This is a genomic window from Amycolatopsis vastitatis (assembly GCF_002234595.1).
Classification (GTDB): domain Bacteria; phylum Actinomycetota; class Actinomycetes; order Mycobacteriales; family Pseudonocardiaceae; genus Amycolatopsis; species Amycolatopsis vastitatis.
Window position 1 is genome coordinate 268,389 of the sequence record NZ_NMUL01000009.1, and the last position, 21,786, is coordinate 290,174.

At 72.3% G+C, this 21,786-nt stretch carries 26 protein-coding genes; 11 read left to right on the forward strand and 15 right to left on the reverse strand.

What is annotated here, in order from left to right; translation table 11 throughout:
- Positions 1-241: 241 nt before the first annotated feature.
- The 3 genes from CF165_RS12325 to CF165_RS12335 all read left to right on the forward strand — a co-directional run bounded on the left by CF165_RS12325 (position 242) and on the right by CF165_RS12335 (position 2,106).
- The gene (locus CF165_RS12325; protein ID WP_093947607.1) at positions 242-907 is read left to right on the forward strand and encodes a hypothetical protein; all 666 of its coding nucleotides are present in this window, start codon (positions 242-244) and stop codon (positions 905-907) included.
- A 2-nt stretch (positions 908-909) separates the two neighbouring features.
- Positions 910-1,524: a hypothetical protein gene (locus CF165_RS12330; RefSeq protein ID WP_093947608.1), complete on the forward strand. Its 615-nt coding sequence runs from the start codon at positions 910-912 to the stop codon at positions 1,522-1,524.
- A gap of 72 nt (positions 1,525-1,596) precedes the next feature.
- Positions 1,597-2,106, forward strand: coding sequence for a mycothiol transferase (locus tag CF165_RS12335; protein WP_093947609.1), 510 nt, complete (start codon positions 1,597-1,599; stop codon positions 2,104-2,106).
- A gap of 1 nt (position 2,107) precedes the next feature.
- On the opposite strand, the gene soxR is transcribed toward CF165_RS12335, so the two are convergent.
- The 4 genes from soxR to CF165_RS12355 form a co-directional block, all read right to left on the reverse strand.
- Entirely contained in the window at positions 2,108-2,590 is a 483-nt protein-coding gene (gene soxR / locus CF165_RS12340) for a redox-sensitive transcriptional activator SoxR (protein ID WP_167441423.1), read from the reverse strand.
- A gap of 101 nt (positions 2,591-2,691) precedes the next feature.
- The gene (locus tag CF165_RS12345; RefSeq protein ID WP_093947611.1) at positions 2,692-3,177 is read right to left on the reverse strand and encodes a hypothetical protein; all 486 of its coding nucleotides are present in this window, start codon (positions 3,175-3,177) and stop codon (positions 2,692-2,694) included.
- Positions 3,174-4,511 (reverse strand): ATP-binding protein, encoded by a 1,338-nt coding sequence (locus CF165_RS12350; RefSeq protein ID WP_439098502.1) that lies wholly within the window; start codon positions 4,509-4,511, stop codon positions 3,174-3,176. Before CF165_RS12350 ends, CF165_RS12345 begins: the two co-directional genes overlap by 4 nt.
- A gap of 65 nt (positions 4,512-4,576) precedes the next feature.
- Positions 4,577-5,266, reverse strand: coding sequence for a response regulator (locus CF165_RS12355; protein ID WP_093947613.1), 690 nt, complete (start codon positions 5,264-5,266; stop codon positions 4,577-4,579).
- A gap of 110 nt (positions 5,267-5,376) precedes the next feature.
- On the opposite strand from CF165_RS12355, the gene CF165_RS12360 reads away from it, so the two are divergent.
- A complete protein-coding gene (locus CF165_RS12360) occupies positions 5,377-6,282 on the forward strand; it encodes a phosphatase PAP2 family protein (protein WP_439098499.1) in 906 nt (301 codons plus the stop codon).
- 198 nt (positions 6,283-6,480) lie between these two features.
- Complete coding sequence (locus tag CF165_RS12365; protein WP_093947615.1) at positions 6,481-7,866, forward strand: pyridoxal phosphate-dependent decarboxylase family protein; 1,386 nt, start codon at positions 6,481-6,483, stop codon at positions 7,864-7,866.
- Here the strand turns inward: CF165_RS12365 and CF165_RS12370 are convergent.
- The 4 genes from CF165_RS12370 to CF165_RS12385 all read right to left on the reverse strand — a co-directional run bounded on the left by CF165_RS12370 (position 7,863) and on the right by CF165_RS12385 (position 11,784).
- A complete protein-coding gene (locus CF165_RS12370; protein WP_093947616.1) occupies positions 7,863-9,494 on the reverse strand; it encodes a thiamine pyrophosphate-dependent enzyme in 1,632 nt (543 codons plus the stop codon). The genes CF165_RS12365 and CF165_RS12370 overlap by 4 nt on opposite strands.
- Positions 9,495-9,545: 51 nt before the next feature.
- Entirely contained in the window at positions 9,546-10,544 is a 999-nt protein-coding gene (locus CF165_RS12375) for a pirin family protein (protein WP_093947617.1), read from the reverse strand.
- Positions 10,545-10,835: 291 nt separating this feature from the next.
- On the reverse strand, positions 10,836-11,129 hold the full coding sequence (locus CF165_RS12380; protein ID WP_093947618.1) for a hypothetical protein: 294 nt from the start codon (positions 11,127-11,129) through the stop codon (positions 10,836-10,838).
- A 196-nt stretch (positions 11,130-11,325) separates the two neighbouring features.
- Entirely contained in the window at positions 11,326-11,784 is a 459-nt protein-coding gene (locus tag CF165_RS12385) for a single-stranded DNA-binding protein (protein WP_093947619.1), read from the reverse strand.
- 126 nt (positions 11,785-11,910) lie between these two features.
- Between CF165_RS12385 and CF165_RS12390 the strand changes: the two genes are divergently transcribed.
- Entirely contained in the window at positions 11,911-12,480 is a 570-nt protein-coding gene (locus CF165_RS12390) for a PhoU domain-containing protein (protein WP_093947620.1), read from the forward strand.
- A 111-nt stretch (positions 12,481-12,591) separates the two neighbouring features.
- On the opposite strand, the gene CF165_RS12395 is transcribed toward CF165_RS12390, so the two are convergent.
- Complete coding sequence (locus CF165_RS12395; RefSeq protein ID WP_093947621.1) at positions 12,592-13,011, reverse strand: zinc ribbon domain-containing protein; 420 nt, start codon at positions 13,009-13,011, stop codon at positions 12,592-12,594.
- A gap of 157 nt (positions 13,012-13,168) precedes the next feature.
- Between CF165_RS12395 and CF165_RS12400 the strand changes: the two genes are divergently transcribed.
- Positions 13,169-13,594 (forward strand): nitroreductase/quinone reductase family protein, encoded by a 426-nt coding sequence (locus CF165_RS12400; protein ID WP_093947622.1) that lies wholly within the window; start codon positions 13,169-13,171, stop codon positions 13,592-13,594.
- On the opposite strand, the gene CF165_RS12405 is transcribed toward CF165_RS12400, so the two are convergent.
- The 5 genes from CF165_RS12405 to CF165_RS12425 form a co-directional block, all read right to left on the reverse strand.
- Positions 13,591-15,711 (reverse strand): transglycosylase domain-containing protein, encoded by a 2,121-nt coding sequence (locus CF165_RS12405; RefSeq protein WP_158226764.1) that lies wholly within the window; start codon positions 15,709-15,711, stop codon positions 13,591-13,593. The genes CF165_RS12400 and CF165_RS12405 overlap by 4 nt on opposite strands.
- Before the next feature lie 36 nt (positions 15,712-15,747).
- Positions 15,748-16,569 carry an ABC transporter permease gene (locus tag CF165_RS12410; protein ID WP_093947624.1) on the reverse strand — a complete coding sequence of 274 codons (822 nt, stop codon included), beginning with the start codon at positions 16,567-16,569 and terminating at the stop codon, positions 15,748-15,750.
- Complete coding sequence (locus tag CF165_RS12415) at positions 16,529-17,335, reverse strand: ABC transporter ATP-binding protein (protein WP_093947625.1); 807 nt, start codon at positions 17,333-17,335, stop codon at positions 16,529-16,531. The genes CF165_RS12410 and CF165_RS12415 overlap by 41 nt, the downstream gene beginning before the upstream one ends.
- A complete protein-coding gene (locus CF165_RS12420) occupies positions 17,332-17,772 on the reverse strand; it encodes a MarR family winged helix-turn-helix transcriptional regulator (protein WP_093947626.1) in 441 nt (146 codons plus the stop codon). The genes CF165_RS12415 and CF165_RS12420 overlap by 4 nt, the downstream gene beginning before the upstream one ends.
- Positions 17,773-17,842: 70 nt before the next feature.
- Positions 17,843-18,166, reverse strand: a complete 324-nt coding sequence (locus tag CF165_RS12425) for an ArsR/SmtB family transcription factor (RefSeq protein WP_093947627.1) — start codon at positions 18,164-18,166, stop codon at positions 17,843-17,845.
- Positions 18,167-18,248: 82 nt separating this feature from the next.
- On the opposite strand from CF165_RS12425, the gene CF165_RS12430 reads away from it, so the two are divergent.
- From CF165_RS12430 to CF165_RS12445, 4 genes are all read left to right on the forward strand, one after another.
- Positions 18,249-19,238 carry a zinc-dependent alcohol dehydrogenase family protein gene (locus CF165_RS12430; RefSeq protein WP_093947628.1) on the forward strand — a complete coding sequence of 330 codons (990 nt, stop codon included), beginning with the start codon at positions 18,249-18,251 and terminating at the stop codon, positions 19,236-19,238.
- Between the two features lie 220 nt (positions 19,239-19,458).
- Positions 19,459-20,013, forward strand: coding sequence for a PspA-associated protein PspAB (pspAB, locus tag CF165_RS12435; RefSeq protein ID WP_093947629.1), 555 nt, complete (start codon positions 19,459-19,461; stop codon positions 20,011-20,013).
- Positions 20,014-20,095: 82 nt separating this feature from the next.
- Positions 20,096-20,503 (forward strand): VOC family protein, encoded by a 408-nt coding sequence (locus CF165_RS12440; RefSeq protein WP_093947678.1) that lies wholly within the window; start codon positions 20,096-20,098, stop codon positions 20,501-20,503.
- 81 nt (positions 20,504-20,584) lie between these two features.
- On the forward strand, positions 20,585-21,214 hold the full coding sequence (locus CF165_RS12445; protein WP_093947630.1) for a hypothetical protein: 630 nt from the start codon (positions 20,585-20,587) through the stop codon (positions 21,212-21,214).
- Here the strand turns inward: CF165_RS12445 and CF165_RS51725 are convergent.
- Entirely contained in the window at positions 21,133-21,768 is a 636-nt protein-coding gene (locus CF165_RS51725) for a hypothetical protein (RefSeq protein WP_167441424.1), read from the reverse strand. The two genes, CF165_RS12445 and CF165_RS51725, sit on opposite strands and share 82 nt — an antisense overlap.
- Positions 21,769-21,786: the final 18 nt, after the last annotated feature.

Below are 21,786 nucleotides of genomic sequence, written 5' to 3' on the forward strand. Positions count from 1 at the left end.
CGCAGCGCAGCGTATCGCCGCTTCGTTCTTTCTGTATCGACGATAGCACGGGTTCGGTAACAACGCTAGCGGGAGTGTGTTTCCGTCGTTACCTCCCCTTCCCGGGGCACGGCATCCGGCGGTATCGACGCCGCCGGTCGGCCGAATCGCGAGGTCAGCGGCGTGCCAGCCGGTTTCGGAACGTGGAATTCGGGAACACCGGACGCATCGGGGGGCCGACATCCTTGAAGGAGTTTGTGCGATGCCCACATGGCTGATCGTCTTGATCGTCGTCGTGGCCGTCGCGGTGCTCGGCGCCGTGATCTGGCTGGTGACGCAGGAGATGCAACGAAAACGGCTACAGCAGCGGTTCGGCCCGGAGTACGACCGCACGGTCGCGGAGAAGGACAGCCCCCGTGCCGCGCAACGCGAACTCGCCGAGCGGGAGCGCCGGCACAAGGAGCTCGACATCCGTCCGCTCTCGGCGTCGGCGCGTGAGCGCTACACCCAGCAGTGGGCGCAGGTGCAGGAGAATTTCGTCGACCAGCCGGCCGACGCGGTCGCCGAAGCCGACCGCGTCCTCGTCTCGCTGATGGCCGAACGCGGTTACCCGACCGAAGGCTACGAGCAGCAGGTCGCGGACCTTTCCGTGCGGCACGCCAAGACCCTCGAGCACTACCGCGCCGCGCACACGACGCAGCAGAAGCGTGACGGAGCGTCCACTGAGGACCTGCGCGACGCGATGGTGCGCTACCGCACCGTCATCGAGGACCTGCTGACGGACGGCGCCGACGAGCAGCGCCACGACGACAGCCACGACCACCACGACCGCCGCAACGGCCACGACCACGACCGGGCCGAGCGGCGCGACACCGACGAGCGCGAGACGTCCGCGCAGTCGCGGACCGAACGGAACGGAGGACGCTGACCATGACCGACCACCTGACGCGGCACAGCACCGAAAACGACGAGGACCTCACCCCGCGTGAGGGCTTCCACGAGCGGGACGACGCCGAAGTCCCCGGTCAGGAGCGGGCCGACTTCCGCGAGCCGGGCACCGGCGACGACCGCGACGACGACCAGAACCTGAGCACCGCCGACCTGGCTTCCGCGTCGGCCGGGCGGCACGACACCACCGATTCCGGCGGGGACGTCGAGACGCCCGCCGAATCGGGTGGGGACGTGGAAACGCCCGCCTCTTCGGGCGGCGACGTGGAAACGCCTGCCGGTTCGGGCGGCGACGTGGAGACTCCCGCCCGGTCGGGCGACGACGTCGAGACGCCGGCGCTGATCGACGAGGAGAAGATCACCGGCTTCCGCGACCGCTGGCAGAACGTCCAGACCGGCTTCGTGGACGACCCGAAGCAGGCCGTCCAGCAGGCCGACGAACTGGTCGCCGGCGTGATCAGCGCACTGGCCACCACGTTCGCCGAGCACAAGAGCGAGCTGGAAGCCCAGTGGCAGCAAGGCGAACCGGCCACCGAGGAACTGCGGATCGCGCTCCGGCGCTACCGCTCCTTCTTCGACCAGCTGCTGCCGCGGTAGCGGGCGCCGTTTGCCGGCGGGCATGATCGGGTAGCACGCCGGGGGACGGCGTCAGCAACGGGAGGCAGCCGAATGAACGTGGCCGATCTGCTCGCCGACGGGTTCGGCCGGGTCCAGGGCACAGTGCACGCGGCGGTGGAAGGACTCTCCGCCGAGCAGCTCCGGACCCGGCCGGGCGACGAGGCCAACTCGATCGCCTGGCTGGTCTGGCACCTGACCCGGGTCCAGGACGACCACGTCGCCGACGTGGCGGGCACCGAACAGGTGTGGACCGGGCAGGACTGGCTTTCCCGGTTCGGCCTCCCGTTCCCGGCGGCCGACACCGGCTACGGCCACCGCCCGGCCGACGTCGAGGCGGTCCGCGTCGACGGGCCGGACCTGCTCACCGGCTACTACGACGCCGTGCACGAGCAGACCCTCCGGTTCGTCGCGGGCCTCGAGGCCGACGCGCTCGACCGGATCGTCGACAAGGCCTGGGACCCGCCGGTGTCGCTGGGCGTGCGCCTGATCAGCGTCCTCGACGACGACATCCAGCACGCCGGCCAGGCGATGTACGTCCGCGGCCTGCTGGAAAGCCGGTAGCTCAGCAGTCTTCGCAGCCCTCGCCGCGGTGGTCGGCGAGCCGCCGCGGACCCGGGCCGTCGGCGCCGAGCCGGTCGCCCGGGTTGGCCAGCCGGCACTTCGCCAGCGACATGCAGCCGCAGCCGACGCAGTCGTCCAGCTGGTCGCGCAGCTGTTCCAGCCGGCGGATCCGCGTGTTCAGGTCTTCCTGCCAGCACTGGGAGATCCGGGCCCAGTCGGCGCGGTTGGGCGTGCGGTCGTCGGGCAGCAGGGCGAGCACTTCCCGGATCTTCGACAGCGGCATGCCGACCCGCTGGGACATCCGGACGAACGTCACCCGCCGCAGCGTGTCACGGCGGTAGCGCCGCTGGTTGCCCGCGGTGCGGCGGCTGTGGATGAGCCCTTCGTCTTCGTAGAACCGCAGGGCCGAGGCGGGCACTCCGCTGCGCCGGGAGAGCTCGCCCACCGTCAGCTCGGGCAGCGGCCGGGCCGTGGCGTTCACCATGGCCGACAGCCAACCACAGCCGCGTGCTCGACTTCAAGGGAGCTTGAAGTCCGGAATGGACGGTCCGGCCCGTGGCGCCATGTCGACATGAAGCCCGGCCGTCATGCCTGGCACGTCTGGTACGGCAGCTGGACGTCCGGCCCGACGAGGGCGACGGTGCCGTCGACGGCGTATCCCCCCTGTGCCGCCAGTGCCGCGAACGCGGTGCAGGTCAGCTGGTTGATCCCGGCGCCGGTGATCGGCCGCAGCGGGAACGGGAAGCTGATCGTCGCCGGCCGGCCGGGGGCCACGGTGATCGGGCCGGTCCGCCGCGAGAGCATCGTCGTGTACCCGTCGGACTTTTCGCCGAGGCTCGGTCCGTCCAGCAGCATCGTCAGCGCCGCCTCGACGGTCACCACGCCGTCGGCCGGGCGCGCCACCGGCGCCACCCGGCCGTCGAGGACGAAGTAGAGGATCACGTCGGTGCCGCGCCCGTCGCTCGCCGGGCTGCGCAGCGTCGGCGCCGGGCCGGCCGGCACCACCGGCGTCGGTTTGACCCCGCAGGCACTCGCCAGGAGCACCACCGCCAGGACGAGGAGTTTCTTCACCGCACCTCCCGGGGCAGGCGCAGCTCGAACCGGGCGCCGGTGCCGGTGTTGCCCGCGACGATGTCGCCGCCGTGCAGCCGCGCGTTCTCCCGCGCGATGGACAGTCCGAGGCCGCTGCCCTCGGACCGTGCCCGTGCGGTGTCGGCCTTCGTGAAGCGGTCGAAGACGCGCGGCAGCACGTTGTCCGGGATGCCCGGCCCGTGGTCGGTGACGGTGAGCACGACGGCACCGCCCGCTTCGCGCAGCACCACCTCGACCGGTGGCGCGCCGTGGCGCAGCGCGTTGCCGACCAGGTTCGCCACGACGATGTCGAGCCGCCGCCGGTCGAGCCGGGCGCCGATCCCGGGCGGCAGGTCGGCGACCAGGTCGGCACCGGCCTCCCAGCCCCGCGCGGCGAGGCTGTCGGTGATCGCCGCGGCGACGTCCAGCTCCTCCCGCCGCAGCTCCGCCCGCCCGGCGTCGAACCGGGAGATCTCGATCAGGTCCTGCACGAGCCGGGTCAGCCGCCGGGTTTCGGCCGACACCAGCCGCGCCGCGACCGCGGTGTCCGGCGGCAGCTGTTCCGCGTCCTCGTCGAGGACGTCGGTGACGGCGTTCATCGCGGCCAGGGGGGTCCGCAGCTCGTGCGAGACGTCGGCGACGAACCGCCGTGCGTCGGCCTCCATCGACCGGAGCGTGCCGACCGTGCGTTCCAGCTCCGCGGCGGTGTTGTTGAACGTCGTGACCAGCTGCGCGAGCTCGTCGGACCCCTTCACGCGCAGCCGCACGTCCAGCCGTCCGCGGCCGAGCTGGCTGGCCGCGGTGTTCAGCGCGCGCACCGGCCGCAGCACCTGCCTGGCCGCCAGCAGCGCCACGGCGACCGCGAACGGCAAAGCGAGTGCGGAGTACAGCCAGGCGTTGCGGGCCAGCGCGTCGATCGCGTCCTGCTGTTCGTCGAGGGGCACCATCGCGTAGATCTCGAGGCCGCTCGGGTCGCCGGCGGCGGTCTGCACCGGGACACCGACGAAGAACTGGGGGAAGCCGTGCGCGTCGACGCGCTGGAACTGGATGTGCGTGCTGGTGGCCACCACGTGGCGCAGCTCGGCGGGCACGGCGTCGAGCGACAAGCTCGACGACGAGTGCAGGTCGTGGTAGACGACGAGCGCGTTGCTGGGCTTGAGCGCCGACGCGAACGCGTCGATCGTGCCCGCGGTCGGCGGCAGCGAAACGGTCGGCAGGTATGCGGAGATCTGGTCGCGCAGCTTCAGCATCGTCTGGTCCTGGATGCCTTCGAGGATGGCCCGGCGCGCGGAGACGTAGCTCGCGCCCGCCGCGGCGGTGGCGCCGACGATCATGATCACCGCGAACGCGGCGACCAGCCGGGGGCGCAGCCCGGCCAGCCACGACAGGATCCGCTGGTTCACGACCGGCCGAACCGGTAGCCGAACCCCCGGACCGTCTGGACGTGTTCCGGCTTCGCCGGCACGTCCTCGATCTTCGCGCGGAGCCGCTGCACGCAGGCGTCGACGAGCCGGGAGTCCCCGAGGTAGTCGTGGTCCCACACCGCCGAGAGGATCTGCTGGCGGCTGTACACCTGCCCGGGCGTGCGCGAGAGCTCCAGCAGCAGCTTCAGCTCGGTCGGGGTCAGCGACACCGGCGCGCCGCGCTTGGTCACCTCGAGCGCGGCCCGGTCGATCACCAGGTCGCCGTGCCGTTCCGCGGGCTCCGGCGGCTCACCCGGGCGCTCGACGGCCGCCCGCCGCAGCACCGCCCGGATCCGCGCGTCCAGGACCCGCGGCTCGACCGGCTTGGCGACGTAGTCGTCCGCGCCCGCTTCGAGCCCGGCGACGACGTCGAAGTCGTCGCTGCGCGCGGTGAGCATGATGATCGGGATGGGGCCCGCCGTCCGCATCCGGCGGCAGGTCTCGAAGCCGTCCATGCCGGGCAGCATCAGGTCGAGCACGACGATGTCGGGCCGGTGGTGCACGAGCGCCTCGATGCCGAGCTCGCCCGATTCCGCGGTGCGCACCACGTGTCCCTGCCGGCGCAGGGCCAGCTGCAGGCCTTCCCGCACCGCCGCGTCGTCTTCCACCACCAGTACCTCGGCCACGGCGCCATTATTCGGAAAAGCGCACGTCGTGGCGACTCGGCCGGATCTTGTAGCAAAACCATGACATCGCGCTGACGGGATCTCGAAATGCCCGCTCCAGACTCGAAGACATGGCAGTGATCATCACCGGCGTCCGGCCCGCGACCCCGCCGGCCGGCCGCCACGCGCTCGCGACCCGGTCCGTGTCCCGCACGGCGGTGCTGGCCGCGGGCGCGGCCGGATTCGCCCTCGCCTTCGTCGTGGCCTACCTGCTCTTCGTCCGCACCGAGGCCGGACGCGGCGTCGAGAACGGGGTCGTCCGCAGCGCCCAGTCGACGGGGACGACGGCGGACTGGGCGGCGCCGCTGCGAGAGACCGACCTGGTGGTGGTGCTCGGCGGCGTCGCGGTGCTGCTCGTGGTGATTTCCCTGGTGCGGCGGCGGTTCGCCCTCGGCGTCACGGCCCTGGTCCTGCTCGCCGCGCCCCTGGTGGTGGCGCAGCTGCTCAAGCTGTACGTCCTGGACCGCCCGAGCACCGACGACCGGCTCGGCGTCGCGAGCCACAACAGCTTCCCGAGCGGGCACGTCAGCGCGGCGATGGCCGTGCTGGTGGCGCTCGCGATCGTCCTGCCCCGCCGGTTCCGCCGGGCCACCCTGGTCGTGGGCGGGTTCGGCGTCGCCTGGGTCTCGGCCGCGGCCGTGGCGCTGGGCTGGCACCGGTTGAGCGACACCGTCGGCGGCTGCTTGCTGGTCGCGGCGGTCACCTGCGCCGGGGCGGCGGTGGTGTCCGCCCGCCGCCCCGACGGTGACCGGGTGCCGCCGGTGCCGGTGCTGACCGGCCTGCTGGCGCCACCGGCCCTGGTGCTCGCCGGGTACGCGGTCCTCGGCACGGCGACCTCCGGCGACGCCCAGTTCGTCGCCGCGATGGTGCTGGCCGCGCTGTCGGCGATGGTGGTCGTGCTGCTGGTCGCCGCGCCGTTGCGCCGGGTCACGTTCGACCCGGCGGAGGGGCGGGTTCGTCGCTTGCGGCGCCGCTGACCGTGTCTGCGGGCGTACCGCGATGGCGGACTCGCGTACCTGGACGGTCGGTTCGCGTACCTGGACGGTCGGTTCGCGTGCCGGGAGGGTCGGTTCGTGTGATTGCAGAGGCATCACGCGTGATTGGCGGGGCATCACGGGCCAGTTTCGGGGGATTGGACCGCGACAGCGGTGGCCGGGGCGCCTAGCGTCGGCCGGGTGGATCCGAAGCTTGCCGAAGACCTGAACTCCCTGCCCGATCTCCTCGACGTCACCAGCAAAGTCGCGGGTGAGGCGCTCGCCGGGCTGGCCGAGCGGGCGGCCGCCGTCCCGCCCGTTGCCGTCGTGCCGGTGCCCCTGCCCGCCGAAGGCGCCGGGACGCGGGGTGCGCTGGAGGCGTTCTCGCAGCGCTGGGAACCCGGCTTCGCGGCCAGTGCGGGCCCCCGCTACCTCGGTTTCGTGACCGGCGGGGCCACGCCGGCGGCGCTGGCCGGGGACTGGCTCACCGCCGCCTACGACCAGAACCCGGCCAGCGGGATGGACTCCTCCGCGCAGGACCTGGAACGCGAGACCGTCGGCTGGCTGGCCGAGCTGTTCGGGCTGGGTCCGGAGTTCTCCGGCGCGTTCGTCACCGGAGCCACGATGTCGACGGTGACCGGACTGGCCATCGCCCGTGAATGGCTCGGCGAGCGCGCAGGCGTGCACGTCTCCGAGGAAGGCGCCGCCGCGCTCGGGCCCGTCACCGTGCTGTCCGGTTCGCCGCACTCCAGTGTCCTGAAGGCGTTGTCGTTCCTCGGGATGGGCCGGTCCGCGCTGCTGAAGGTGCCGTTGCTCCCCGGCCGCGAAGCCGTCGATGTCGCGAAACTCGCCGAAGTGCTCGAGACGCTCGACGGCCCGGCCGTCGTCGTCGCGAACGCGGGGACCGTCAACACGGTCGACTTCGACGACCTGCGCGCGATCGCCGCCCTCAAGCAGCGGTACGACTTCTGGCTGCACGTCGACGCCGCGTTCGGCGGGTTCGCCGCGCTGGTGCCGGAGCACGCGGCGCTGACCGCGGGCCTCGACCAGGCCGACTCGGTGGTCGTCGACCTGCACAAGTGGCTCAACGTGCCCTACGACTCGGCCGTCCAGTTCACCCGCCGCCGGGACCTGCAGCTGCGCGTGTTCGCCAACAATGCCGCCTACCTCGGCGAAATCGGCGCGACCCCGGACTTCCTGCACCTCACGCCGGAGAACTCCCGGCGGCTGCGCGCCCTGCCGGCCTGGTTCTCGCTCGTGGCGTACGGCCGCGCCGGGCACCGCGAGATCGTCGAGCGCTGCGTCGCGCTGGCCCGCGACCTCGGCGCGCGGATCGACGGCTCGCCGCGCTGGCACCTGCTCGCCCCGGTACGGCTCAACGTCGTCTGCTTCACCCCGGCCGCCGAGGTCACCCAGGACCGGATCGACGCCCTCGTCCAAGCCATCGCCGAGGACGGGACCACGTTCCTGACCCCGACGGTGTACGACGGCCGCCCGGCGCTGCGTGCCGCCTTCAGCAACTGGCGGACGACCCCGGCCGACGTCGACCGGGTCTTCGCCGCGCTGGAGCGCGTCGCCGGGGATTAGCTGCGGTCGGATTTCGGCATCAGGTACTTCCACGGCGACGCGCCCGCGCCCAGCTCGCACGGCACGTGCACCAGCGAGGGCCGGCCCGCGGCGAACGCCTTGCCCAGCGCGCCGCGCAGCTCGTCCGGGGTGCGGGCGGTCAGGCCGAGCGCGCCGAACGTATCGGCGAGCCGGGCGAAGTCCGGGTTCCGCAGCCGGCCGCCCAGCGCGCGGCCTTCGAACAGCCGCTCCTGGTCGAGGTGGACGTTGCCGTAGTAGCCGTTGTCGAACACGACCGCGACCACGTTCAGTCCATATTGGACGGCGGTGGCCAGTTCCTGCGCGGCGAACATGAAGCCGCCGTCCCCGGTCACCGAAACCACCGGGCGGCCGGGGAAGGCCGCCTGCACGCCCAGCGCCGTCGGGTAGCCGAAGCCGAGCGTGCCCTGGTGGCCGCAGGTGACGAAGGTGCGCGGGGCGTAGACCTCGAACCCGAAGTAGGACGCGAAGCCGACCTGGCAGATCTCTTCGACGAAGAAGCCGTCGCGGGGCAGGACGTCCCTGATCGCCCGCAGGAACTCCAGTTCCGGCCCGACATCGGTGACGCGTTCCGCTACGGTTGCCTTCAGCGCGGCGAACTCCGCCGTCCGATCCGTCCTTTGTGGACCGACGGCGGCGGCGAGCGCGGCTGTGGCGTCGGCGGCGTCGGCGACGATCGCGACGTCCGCTTCGAGCCGGGTCGCCTGCCGCGGGTCGATGTCGAGCAGGATCGTCTTCAGCCCCGCGGGCTTGTCCGGCCAGCGGAACCAGGACAGCTCCATCCGTGACCCGATGCCGATCACCACGTCGGTCTCCGCCCACCGCTCGAAGCCGGAGACACAGGTGAAGCCGAGCGGGTGGTCGTCGCCCACGATGCCGCGCCCGCCGCGGAACGGCACCACCGGCGCCTGCAGCCGCTCGGCCAGCGCCCGGACCTCGGCGGCCGCGTGCCGGGCGCCGCCGCCCACCATGATCATCGGGTTCTTCGCACCGGCCAGGAGCCCGGCGGCCTCCGCCACGGCGACCGGGTCGACGGCCGGGCGGGGCAGCGGCAGCGGTCCGACGGCCTCGGCCGGGGCGCGCAGCCCCAGTACGTCCCACGGCACCGCCAGCGAAACCGGCCGCGGCCGCCCGCCCGCCGCCTCCCGGAACGCGGTCGCCAGCGCGTCCGGGACCTCGGCCGGGTGCTCGACCAGTGCGGACCACTTGGTGAGGGTGCGCAGGGTCGCCAGCTGGTCGGGCATCTCGTGCAGGTGCCCGAGCCCGCGGCCGAGGTAGGCGCGCGGGATCTCGCTCGTGAGGCACAGCACCGGCGCGCTCGCGCCGTACGCCGAAAGCAGCGCGGCGGAGGAGTTGAGAACGCCGGGGCCGGGCACGACGGTGTAGACGCCGGTGCGGCCGGTCGCCTGGGCGTAGCCGAAGGCCATGTAGCCCGCGGTCTGCTCGTGCCGCGCGCCGATCACCCGGATTTCGCCGTTCGCGCGGGCGAGGCTGTCGAACAGGTCGTAGGTCTGCACGCCGGGCAGGCCGAAGACGGTGCCGACGCCGTGCGCGCGGAGGCCGTCGACGATCAGGTCGGCCGCGGTGGGACCGGGCGGGGAACTCGGCATCGGCGGGGCCTCCTGTTCCGTCGGCCCGACCTTATCCGGTTTCGCGGGACGTCAGCCCCGGCCGGAACCCGGGTTGCGGCGCGGCTTGATGCGGACCGCCGGCAGAGCCGGTGCGGGCAGGCGTCGGGGAGTGCCCGCGTAGCCCGTGACGCTGCCGAACTGGTCGGACTCCGCCTGCCACGCTTCGCGGAACGCGGCGATCTCCTCGTGCGTGCGGCCGACGAAGTTCCACCACATCAGGATTTCTTCGTCGAACGGGGTGCCGCCGAGCAGGAGGAACCGGGCCGGCCCGGCGCCGCGGTTGCTGAGCGTCAAGGAGCGCACCCCGGTGCCGAGGTAGCCGAGCTCCGCCGCGCCGACACGGGTGCCGGCGACGACGACCTCGCCGGTGTCCACGAGGACGCCGTGCTCGAAACCGGGGTCCACGCCGAGGGACATGTGCGCGTCCGGGCCCAGGACGACCTCCGCGCCCAGCAGCGGGGTGAACGTCGGAATCGGGGACGTGCGCCCGGCCAGCGACCCGAGGAACACCCGGATCTCCGCGCCTTCGATCCGGTTCACCGACGGGACGTAATGGTCGAACGCCCGGGCCGTGTGCCGGTGCCGTTCGGGCAGCGCCACCCAGAGCTGGACGCCGTGCAGCGTCTTCGTGGCCGCGGTCGAGACTTCCGAATGGCAGATGCCGTGCCCGCCGGTCATCAGGTTCAGCTCGCCGGGGCGGACCATCGCGTGCGTGCCCATGCTGTCGCGGTGCTCGATCTCGCCGTCGAACAGCCAGCTCACGGTTTGCAGCCCGGTGTGCGGATGCGGGGCGACATCCATCGCGCCGGGGCCGGTGACCTCGTCCGGGCCGTAGTGGTCGGCGAAGCACCACGCGCCGATGAGCGACCGCGACCGCTGGGGGAGCGTCCGCCGGACCCGCATCGCCCGCGGGCCGCCCAGCGGCACCTCGCGCGGAGTGAGGATCTCGACGGTCGGCCGCTCGGGGTCGGTCGTCGACGGCCGGTCGCCGCAGGCGAGCTCGGCGGGGGCGGCCTCGGTGTTGCTCATGCTCGCCACGGTAGTCGCGGTCGGTGTGGTGGTGCGGGGTGGCCGGGACCGCTGGGGGTCGGTTCGCCGGGGGCGGGGGTGCTGCGGTGGTGTCGGCCGGGCGGGTCCGGGCTGATGGGGTCGCGGGGGCCGGGTTTGCCGGTGTCGTGGGGCGTCCGGTCTGATTTCCCGGGGCTGCCGGGACCGCTCGCAGGGGGGAACCGATCCCTGCCACCGGCGGACCGGACCGGCGCGGCGGCCGGACGAGTGGCCGTTGCTTTGTGGAGTTGTCAAACGTCGCGCCGGTCGCGGTCAGGCGGCCGACTGGTGGTCCGTGGTGACGATGGCCCGGCCGGCGGCCGTCAGGACCGCCGGGACCTGCTCGCCCGGACGGCCGGGGTGGGCCGGGCGGATCAGGCCCAGGTGGGCCAGCTTGTGGGCGGCGAACTGGTCGCCGCAGGACAGGCCGTCGATGAACAGGTCGGGTTCGCTGCTGCAGGACACCCGGCCGCGGCCCGCGCCGACCGCTCTCAACATCGCCCGCATCCGGTGGTCGACCACGGGGTGCGCCGCCGCCGGTGAGCCGGCCTTCTCGTTCCCGTTCATCTCGGTCCCTCCCGCTCGTGGTTCGGCCTCCTCCACCCCTGCGTCGAACCAGGGGGCGGGATTTCGACAGCAGGTCCGCCCGGAGCGTTTCCTCATCGTCACCGCGGGCGGTCGAGCACGGGTCGAGGTCCCGTCAACAGGTGTTCGGCCGCCGGCCGCGAACGGATGGGGTCACCGGCCGGTCACGACCGGAACGCTAGAAAGGCGGCTCCTGTCCCGGGCCGACGCCCGCCGGGACCGGCGCGGCTCCCCACGCGTTGCCGTCCGCGGGGTTCGTTCCGCTGCCGTTGCGGCTGACCTTGTTGACTGTCGCGGTCGCATACCGCAGCGACGGACCGATCTCCTCCACCTGCAGTTCGACCACAGTCCGCTTCTCGCCCTCCTTGGTCTCGAACGACCGCTGCACCAGCCGGCCGGTGACCAGGACCCGCGTTCCGCGCGTGAGGCTCTCCGCCGCGTTTTCCGCGGCCTGGCGCCACAGGCTGCAGCGCAGGAACAGCGCCTCGCCGTCCTTCCACTCACCCGACTGCCGGTCCAGCGTCCGCGGCGTCGAGGCGACCGTGAAGCTCGCGACCGCGACGCCGGCCGCGGTGAAGCGCAGTTCGGGGTCGGCCGTCAGGTTGCCGGCCACGGTGACCGTCGTTTCGCCTGCCATCGGTCTGCTCCTTCTCCTCCGGGTGCGGGGTGCACCGCTCTCGCCGTCGAGGAGAGCACGGGGGACCGACAATTCCGGGCGGGGCGACGAGATGCCGACACCCGGCCGGGCTGGTTTCCTGCCGCCATGCCGACCGCGTTTCAGAAGGAACTGGTCACGCTCTCCCACCGGCTGGCGGACCTCTGCGCGCTCGTCGCGATCGCGCTCGAAGAAGCCACGCGCTCGGTGCTGGAAAGTGACGACACGCTGGGCGGACGGGTGCGTGAGCAGGTCGCGGCGGCGGCCGCGCTCGGGGCCGCGTGCGAGGACCAGGCGTGTGCGCTGCCGGCCCTGCACGCGCCGCGGGAGGCGGAGGTGAAGGCGGTGGTCGCCGCCGTGCACACCGCCGCGGATCTCACTCGGATGGGTGGTCTTGCGCGGGAGGTCGCGGACGCGCGGGGGCCGGTGCCGTCAGCGGCCCGGCCCGCGCTCGCCCGGCTCGGCGTGCAGGCGGTTGCGGCCGCCCGGGCCCTGGGGGAGATGCTCGCCGGTGCGGCCGAGCGGGAGCTGCGCGAGTGGGTGGACGGCCGGGAGTGGCCGCGCGGGACCGGTGCCGCGGTCGATCTCGCGCTGCTCGCGGGGATCCACGTCCGGTTCGCCGCGGCGGCGGTGGGGATCGCCCGGCGGGCCGCCGGGTTCGCGCCGGTGGGCGCTTGACGCCAGCCAGGGGAAGGCCCGGGCTGGGAGGGCTTTGACGGCAGTAGTGCGGCTCGCCCCGGTGGGCACTGACCCCCGGCCCGCGGGAAGCCCCGGGCCGGGAGAAGCGCGCTACTGGCCTTGCTGAGGGTGCTGGCCCGGCTGCGGGAATCCCTGCGGCTGCGAGGGGTACTGCTGCCCCGAAGGGTGCTGGACACCCTGCTGAGGAAGCCCCTGCGGCTGCGCCGGGAGCCCCTGCGCCGGGTACCCCTGGGGCTGCGCCGGATACCCGGGCGCGGCCTGCTGGGCGTGGCCCTGCTCCTCCTGCGCCTGCAGCCGGACGGCGTCCTCCTTCGGGATCCGGTTCTCGATCCCGCAGAACGTGCACTGCGCGGTGTACTTGACGCTGATCGGGAACAGCGGGATGAAGAACAGCGTGAACTTCGTGACCGCCTTGCGGACCGCGTGCGAAGCGGGGTTGCCGCAGCGGCCGCACAGGAAGGTCGTCATCGCCAGCACGTAGATCCGCGTACGCCAGCCCCAGATCAGCATCGGTCTTCTCTCTTTCGGTCCTCGTTCGCCGCGCAGCCTCGCACACCGGCGCCACGCGCCGTGGGGCTTTTGCCGAACTGGTCCGGACCGGAACCGGTCAAAGTGGACAATCAACCCGTACGGCCGGCGGGCGGGTGCCCGGCGCTAGATTGGGATCATGCCAAGCGACTTCGCCCTGAAGACCATGAATGCCGTGCACCGCGGCCTGATCAAGCTCACGGGCGGGCGGGTGGGCTGGCAGGTCGCCATGCCCGTCCTCGAGCTCACCACGATCGGCCGCAAGAGCGGGCAGCCGCGGTCGGTGCTGCTGACCTCGCCGCACCAGGACGGTGAGACCTGGGTCGTCGTGGCTTCGCGCGGTGGCGACGACACGCACCCCGCGTGGTTCCTCAACCTTCGCGACAACCCCGAGGTCGAGGTCTCGCTTAAGGGCGGCCCGAAGCAGCCGATGCGGGCCCGGGTCGCCGACGCCGGCGAACGCGCGCAGTTGTGGCCGAAGATCACCGCCGACTTCAAGAACTACGCGCAGTACCAGACGAAGACCGAGCGGGAGATCCCGCTCGTCTTCCTCGAACCGCGCTAGCCCCGGGCGGTCAGGTACGCCGGGTCGGGCCCGGGGATCGGCTGGTCCGGGACCCCGGCCAGCAACTGGCTCATCGCGTGGAAGTACGGCGGCGCGGCGACCGTGCCGCCGAACGCGCCGTGACCGCAGTCGCCGAGGTGCACCGGGGTGCCCGGGCAGATCTCGCGCGGGTGCGGCCCGTCGGCGAACACCATGGACGACACCGCGTAGCCGTCGACACCGCCGACGAACGCCACGGACTCGCTCTGCTGGGTCGTGCCCGTCTTGCCGATGTCGGGGCGGGTCCAGCCGGCGGCGCGGGCCGCTTCGGCCGACGTGCCGCTCGTGGTGTCCTTGCTCAGGCCCGCTTCCAGCGTGTTCGCCACGCCCGTGGGGATGACCTGTTCGCACCCCTGCTGCGGCACCGGCACGGCGTTCCCGTCCCGGTCGGTGACCGACAGGATCGGGTTCGGCGGGCACCAGACGCCGCCGCTCATCAGCGTCGCCGAGACGTTCGCCATTTCCAGCGGGCTGACCGGGCTGTTGCCGAGGGTGAACGACAGCAGGTCCTTGAAGTACTGCGACTGCGGCTCGCGGTACTGCGGGTTGCCCGACTTCGGGTCCGGCGTGCGGCCGGCGTCGTTGGTCGCGAGGGTGTTCCGCAGCCCCAGCTTGTACGCCATGTCGAGCACGGCGGGCATCCCCACCTGCGACTCGAGCCCGACGAACGCGACGTTCGGCGACGTCGCCAGCCCCTCTTCGAGGGTGATCGGGTCCGCGTAGTGGCCGTCGTTGTGGACGGTGTAGCACGGCGTGTGCGCGTCGGCGTCCGGCGGCGTGAAGCACTGGCTGTCCGGGTTGGGCAGCGGCGTGTCCAGGCCCGCCTTGCCGGTGACGAGCGCCGCGGCGGAGGTGAAGATCTTGAACGACGAACCCGAGCCGAACTTGTTGCTCGCGTCGGCGACGAGGTCGGTCGACGTCTGGCCCTGGCCCGGGTCCGTGCCGTAGTTCCGGTTGGCGACCATGGCGAGCACCTGGTGCCCGTTCGGGCCCGGCTGGACGACGGCGAAGGTGTTGGCCACGCCGTCCTGCGTGGTCGGCACGTTCGCGTCGACGGCGTCCTTCGTCACCTGGGACACGCGCGGGTCGAGCGTGGACTTGATCGTGTACCCGCCGGTGGCGAGCTGGTCGGCGGTGAACCCGGCGCGCTCGAGGTAGCTTTCCGCGTAGGCGCAGAAGAAACCCGCGTCCGGCGCCGCGCCCAGGCAGGAGCTGGACGGCGTGGCGGGCCCGTTCGGCAGCAGCCCGAGCGGTGTGGCCTTCGCCGTCGCCGCGTAGGAGGCGGGGATCGAGCCGTTGGTGACCATGTCGTCGATGACGAGGTTGCGGCGCTGCAGCGCCTTGTCCGGGTGGGCGTACGGGTTGTAGACGCTGGGGTTGTTCACCATTCCGGCGAGCAACGCCGCCTGCGGCACGGTCAGTTTGTCCGCTGTCGTCCCGAAGTACGCTTTTGCCGCGGCACCGACCCCGTACACGGTTCCGCTGAATTCGACGACGTTGAGGTAATCGGCGAGAATGTCGTCCTTGCTCTTCGTTTCGTTCAGCTGGACGGCCATTTTCGCCTCCCGCAGCTTGCGGGCGAGCGAGTCCTCGCGGTCGGCCTGCTGGGCCGACTGGTTGTTCCGGTCGACGACGTTGATCAGGTAGTTCTTGACGTCCTGCTGGGTGATCGTCGACGCGCCCTGCAGCGCGCCGCCGGTGCTGTCGTTGACCGCCGCGCGGAGCATTCCCTGCACGTCGACGCCGCCTTCGGTGTAGAACCGGCGGTCCTCGACCGCGATGATCGCGGCTTTCATCGTGGTCGCGATCCCGGCCGCGGTGACCGGCAGGCGGTACTGCGCGTACAGCGTCGCGATCGGGGCGCCGTCGCGGTCGGTCACCGTCGTGACCAAGGGCGGATCGGCGGCGGCGAGCTGCGCCGAAATGGCGTCCACCGAATCGCTGACCTGATTCGACAGCAGGCCCGCCCCGATGGCGGCGGGCGCCATCGTCCCGGCCGCCAGGATTCCGGCGAGCACACAAAAACCGACAAATCCGACCACGCCCCGATGACGATTCACGAATTCGAGATTAGGCATCGGGCGATAAAGCTTCCGTTCGGTGAGACATGTGCCTCACCGGGCCAACCTGCCGAGCAGTGCCGAAGCGACCGAAATGGCCACCGCCGTCGCCGCGGCCAGCACCGCGAAGTCGGTCCCGAGGTGGGCGGGGGTGCCGATGAGCAGGCCCCGCAGCGCGTCGACCTGGTAGCTCAGCGGGTTGACGTGGCTGAGCACCTTCAGCCACGGCGGCATCAGGTCCACCGGGTACAGCGCGTTCGAGCCGAAGAACAGCGGCATCGTGATCGCCTGGCCGATGCCCATCAGCCGTTCCCGCGACAGCACGATCCCGGCGATCACGATGGACAGGCAGCAGAAGAACGCCGAGCCGAGCACGAGGACGGCGGCCATGGCGAGCAGCTTCAGCGGGTTCGCGGTCAGCCCGACGCCGAGGATCGCGGCCAGGACCAGCACCATCAGCGCCTGGACGAGCGCGCGGACGCCGGCGGCGAACGCCTTCCCCGCGACGAGCGCCGCTCGCGGTGTCGGCGTCACCAGGAGCTTGGCGAGCACGCCCGCGTCGCGCTCCCAGATGATCTGGATGCCGTAGAAGATCGCGATGAACAACGCCGACTGCGCGAGGATGCCCGGCGCCAGGTAGTCGAGGTACGGCGTCGAGCCGGTCGGGATCGCGCGCAGCCGGGTGAACGTCTCGCCGAAGATCAGCAGCCACAGCGCGGGCTGGATCGCCCGGGTGAGCAGCTCGGTCTGGTCACGGCGGAGTTTCTGCAGCTCGACCAGGCACATCGCGCCGACGCGGGCAGCGAGCACGCGCAGGCGGCGCAGCGGGCCCGGGTCAGCCGAGACGGCGGGCGGTACGGCGAGTGGCACGGACACCGCGGATCCCTCCTTCGTCGTTGTCGAGGCGGTTCCCGGTCACCGCGCGGAACACGTCGTCCAAAGTGGACCCCGGGCCGAGATCGGCTTCCAGCTCGGCCGGGGTGCCGAGCGCGCGGATCCGCCCGGCGTGCATCAGCGCGACGCGGTCGCAGTACTGCTCGGCTTCGTCCATGTAGTGCGTGGTGACGAGCACGGTCATGCCGGTCGCCTCGCGGATCGAGCCGATGCGCTCCCAGACCGACGAGCGGGCGACCGGGTCGAGCCCGATCGTCGGCTCGTCGAGGATGAGCAGCCGCGGCGAGCTGACCAGGGCCTGGGCCAGCTCGAGCCGGCGGATCATGCCGCCGGAGTACGTCTTGGCGGTGCGGTCGGCGTCGCCGGCCAGCCCGACGAGGTCCAGGGCCAGCCGCACCTGTTCGGCCCGGCCGCGGCGAGGCACGTCGAAGAGCCGGGCGAACAACGCGACGTTCTCCCGGCCGGTCAGCGCGGCATCGGCGGACAGCTGCTGCGGGACGTACCCGATCAGCCGTCGCACGGCCATCCGGCGGCGCGCGACGTCGACGCCGAAGACGGTGATCTTCTCCGGCGCCGTCGGCAGCAGCGTGGTGATCATCCGGAGGGTGGTCGTCTTGCCGGCGCCGTTCGGGCCGAGCAGGCCGAACACCTCGCCCGGATGGATCTCGAGGTCGACGCCGTCCACCGCGCGGGTCGTGCCGAACGAGTGGCTCAGGCCGGTGCAGTGCACCGCGGCGGGTTCGGTCATGGCTGCTCCTTCAGGATGCCCATGAGCTTTTCCAGGGCCGGCAACGCCTCTTCGATGGCCGCTATGTCCTCTTCGGACAGTCCGGCGAGCGCGTCGGCGACGAGCCCGGTCCGGGCGCGCCGCCAGGCCGCCATCCGGTCGGCGGCCGCGCCGGTGATCTCCAGCCGGGCCGCGCGGCGGTCGGCGGGGTCGGCCTCGCGGCGCAGCAGCCCGGCGTCGACGAGCTGGTTCACCAGCGTGCTCACGGAGTTGTTCGCCAGGTGCAGTTCGCGCGCGGCCGCGGCGACGCCGATGCCGGGCTGGTCGGCCACCACGCGCAGGACTTCGACCTGGGCGCCGGGCAGCGGGAAGCCCGGCACATCGGCCCGGACCCGGCGGCGCAGCACCCGGCGGACCCCGTGGACGGCACCCAGGAGCCGTTCGGCGAGTTCGGTCACGCCTCCAAGCTAGCTCTGACACAGATCTATTAGCAACGCTAAATGTCTGGTTGGTGCGAAAAGGGGAAAGTCAGCCGCGCGCGGCTTCGGAGAGGGCCAGGTCGAGCAGGCCGGGGAAGCGGGCGTCGAACTCCTCGCGGCGCAGCGCGTTCAGCCGCTGCGTGCCGCTGTCCCACTGCTTCAGCAGCCCGGCCGCGCGGAGGATCTTGAAGTGCCGGGACGCGGCGGGCTTGCTGACCGGCGGCATGATCGCGCCGCACGACTGGCCGGGTTCGCGGGCGAGGGCGGCGATCATGGCCAGCCGATGGGGGTCGCGCAGGGCTTCGAGTGCCGCCGTGAACGAGACGTCTTCGAGGGCCGGGTGGTCCAGGGGGGTCGCGGTGCGGCTGGCCATGTCCCGAGTATCCCCGGTTGCCCGCGCGGGAGCCGCTGTGCCATGGTCGATGTTAGTCAACTGGTTAACATGAGGAGTTCCGGTGCGCGTCTACCGTCCCCAGTCCGGCCGCCTGGTCCAGTGTGAAGAGCCGATGCCCGAGCCGCGGCGCGGCGAGGTGCTCGTCCGGGTCCGGGCCGTGTCCTTGAACTACCGCGACCTGCTCATCCTGAACGGCGACCACTTCACCACCGGGTCCGGCGGCCTGATCCCGGTCTCGGACGCCGCCGGCGAGGTGGTCGCGGCCGGCGAGGGGGTCACCCGCTTCGCCGAGGGGGACCGGGTGATCAACACCTTCCACCCGGGCTGGATCGCCGGACGGATGCCGGACACGATCGTGGGTTACGGCAACGGCCAGGACGGCTGGCTCGCCGAATACCGCGCCGTCCCGGAGCACGCGCTCGTCGCGCTGGCGGATTCGCTGACCTTCGAGCAGGGCGCGACCTTGCCGTGCGCCGCCGTCACGGCGTGGACGTCGCTCGACGGCGTGCGCCCGGGCGACGTCGTGCTGACCCTCGGTACCGGCGGCGTCTCGCTGTTCGCCCTGCAACTGGCGAAGGCGCGCGGGGCACGGGTCGTCGCGACGACGTCGAGCGCGGCCAAGGCGGCGAAGCTGACCGAGCTCGGCGCGGACACGGTGATCGACTACGTCGCGACGCCGGAATGGGGCAAGGCGGTGCTCGACGCCACCGGCGGGCGGGGCGCGGACCGGATCGTCGAGGTCGGCGGGCCCGGCACGTTCGCGCAGTCGCTGGTCGCGGCCGGGACGCACCACGCCGAGATCGCGCTCGTCGGGTTCGTCGGCCGGACCGGGCCCGCGGTCGACTTCATGGACCTGTTCCGCAGTGGCGCGACCGTGCGGAAGATCTGGGTCGGCAGCCGCGAGGACACCGAGGACTTTCTCCGGTGGCTCGCCGTGTGGCCGATCGAGCCGGTCATCGACAGCGTTCACTCGTTCGAGGACGCCGGGGCGGCGTTCCGGCGCTTCGAGGACCGGGAGAACTTCGGGAAGGTCGTGATCACCACCGCGTGAGGCGAGGGGGAATACCGCTGATCGGTCGAACTGTTTCACCGCTGACCGTTCGGCGGCGGGCCGGTGCCGTTCGCCGCGCGGACGCCGGCGTTCCGGGCGGAATGGGCAGCGCTGGCGCATGCTGTCCTTTCCGGCCCCGCGTCCCCGCGCCTGACGTCCACTGTGGACATTGCCAGTGCGCCCGGTCCGGCGGTCTTCTCGACCGAAGATAGGAACCTTCGTGACCCTGCTGGACAGCAAGCTCGTCCGGTGCTGGACGTCCCGCCCGCACCTGCAGTCCCTCTACACCCTCGCCGCGGCCGCCCCGCGGATGCGCGCCGCGCTCGGCCTCGCGCCCACCGGCGGCGGCACGGTCGACTTCAAAGTGGACGGGGACGCGCTGGCCCGCACCGAGGCGGAGCTGATCGCCGCGACGTCGGCACGGCTGCCGGTGCACCCGCTGGTGACCCAGGACCTCCAAGGCCACTCGACGGTCCGGTGCTGGCGCCGCAACCGCGACCTGCGCGTGCTGACCGGCGACCTGGTCGACGTCGCGGACCGGCTGAACCGGGCGGGCTACGGCGGCTGCCTGCGGTCGGCGACCGTCGAGTTCGCCGAGCAGACCGGACGCCGGCAGGGGAAGCTCGCGCTGGTGTACCTGTTCGACCGCGGCACGTTCCACGCCGCGGCGCCGGGGAGCGGGGCCCTGGACCGGGCGCTGGAGCTGCGTGCCCGGGCCGCGCTGCACGGCGCGCTGCCGCTCGAACCCGTCGCGCAACGGCGGTTCGTGCTCTGAGGACGGCCCTGAAAATCCGCCGATTGGCGCAGCGCGGGTGTTCTGCGAGGATGCTGCTCTCGTCCGATCGAAGGAGATGGCCGTGGCTTCTCGCCTTAACCCCTACCTGAGCTTCCGCGACGACGCGCGGCAGGCCATGGAGTTCTACAAGAGCGTCTTCGGTGGCACGCTGACGGTGAACACGTTCGGGGAATTCGGTTCACCCGAAGGGGCGGACGCGGACAAGATCATGCACGCCCAGCTGGAGGCCGAGAACGGCTTCGCGCTGATGGCGTCGGACACCCCGGCCGGGATGGAGCACAACCCGGGCACGAACATCTCGGTGAGCCTCAGCGGGGACGACGCCGACGACCTGCGCGGCTACTGGGAAAAGCTCAGCGACGGCGGCACCGTGACGGTTCCGTTCGAAAAGCAGATGTGGGGCGACGAGTTCGGCGCCTGCGTCGACCGGTTCGGCATTCCCTGGATGGTCAACGTCGTCCACGGCTAGCCGCGGGCCGTTGCAGCCGGTGCCCTCGTCGGTGACGATGGGGGGACCGGCGTGGCGTGGCGCCGGGCCGAAGGAGGCCCGATGGCGGGTTTTCCCTGGACGTGCGCGCAGTGCGGCGCGGTCAACGACCCGGGCACCGGGCGGTGCGGCACCTGCGCGAGCCTGGCGCCGGGCCGGGCCCGCGCGCGGGCGCTGTGGGTCCTGCTCACCCTGATGCTGGTCGCCGGCGCCGCGGTGGGCGGGGTCCTGCTGTTCACCGGGCGCTCACGGCCTTCGCCGTCAGCGTCGGGGCCCTTCCCGGAGTACACGACGCCCGCGCTGCCGACCACCAAGACCGTGGTCACGACCGCTTCCGCCACCCCGCCCGTCACGCCGTCCACGTCCACCTCGGCCACGCCGGACGGGAAGTCCTGCCCGGGCGACGCCGCGCGGTACCTGCCCGGCGGCGAGGGGACCGCGCTGCTCGTGGCGCAGACCGCGAAGACCCTCGTCACGATCTGCCGGATCCCCGACGGCCGGATCTTCTACGACGGCCAGGCCCGCGGGCAGGCGGCCTCCGGCGACACCCACATCATGCTGCCGGCCCAGGCCGAGGGCGACGGTTTCGTCGCGGTCAACGGCGACTACACCTACAAGGTCGGCGGCGGCAGGCTGGTCGTGTCGGCCGGATCCGGGGTGCTCTCGGACGAGGAGCTGACCACCGTCGGCTGAGCACCGATCGCCTCGATCGCGGCCATTGGTTCCGCGTCGAAGCCCAGGTCGAGGCGCATCTTGGCCCGCAGCAGACGGTAGCCGCGCTGACCCGCGGTCCAGAGGGCACGGTCCTCCGTGCCGTCGTTGTCCGAGTCCAGCAACCGCGTGGCCAGCCGCAGCCGGGGCAGCGTCGCGTCGCCGATGAGCTTCCGCACGGCCTCCGGCGCGTGCAGTGTGACCGGTCCGAGGGCGTGCTGGGCCTCGCTCCGCACCTCACGCAACTCGGTGACCTGGTGCTCGTCGATGGGGTGGGCCGTTTCCCGGGATCTGAGCGCCCGGAACAGCACCGTGTCGAACGCCCCGAGGGCGCCGAGCAGCTCGGCGTAGGCGGCGGCGCGGGCTTCGTGGGTCCGGGCTTCCCGCTCGCGCTGCCACCGGCGCTCTTCGCGAGCGGCCTCTTCGGCCATCCGCCGGGCCTCCCGCCGTCCGGAAAGGACCTGGGTCAGGATCACCCCGGCGAGGCCGAGCAGGGCGACGACGATCGGAATCCACACCGGGACCTGGGAACCCACGTGCGCACCCTACCCAGG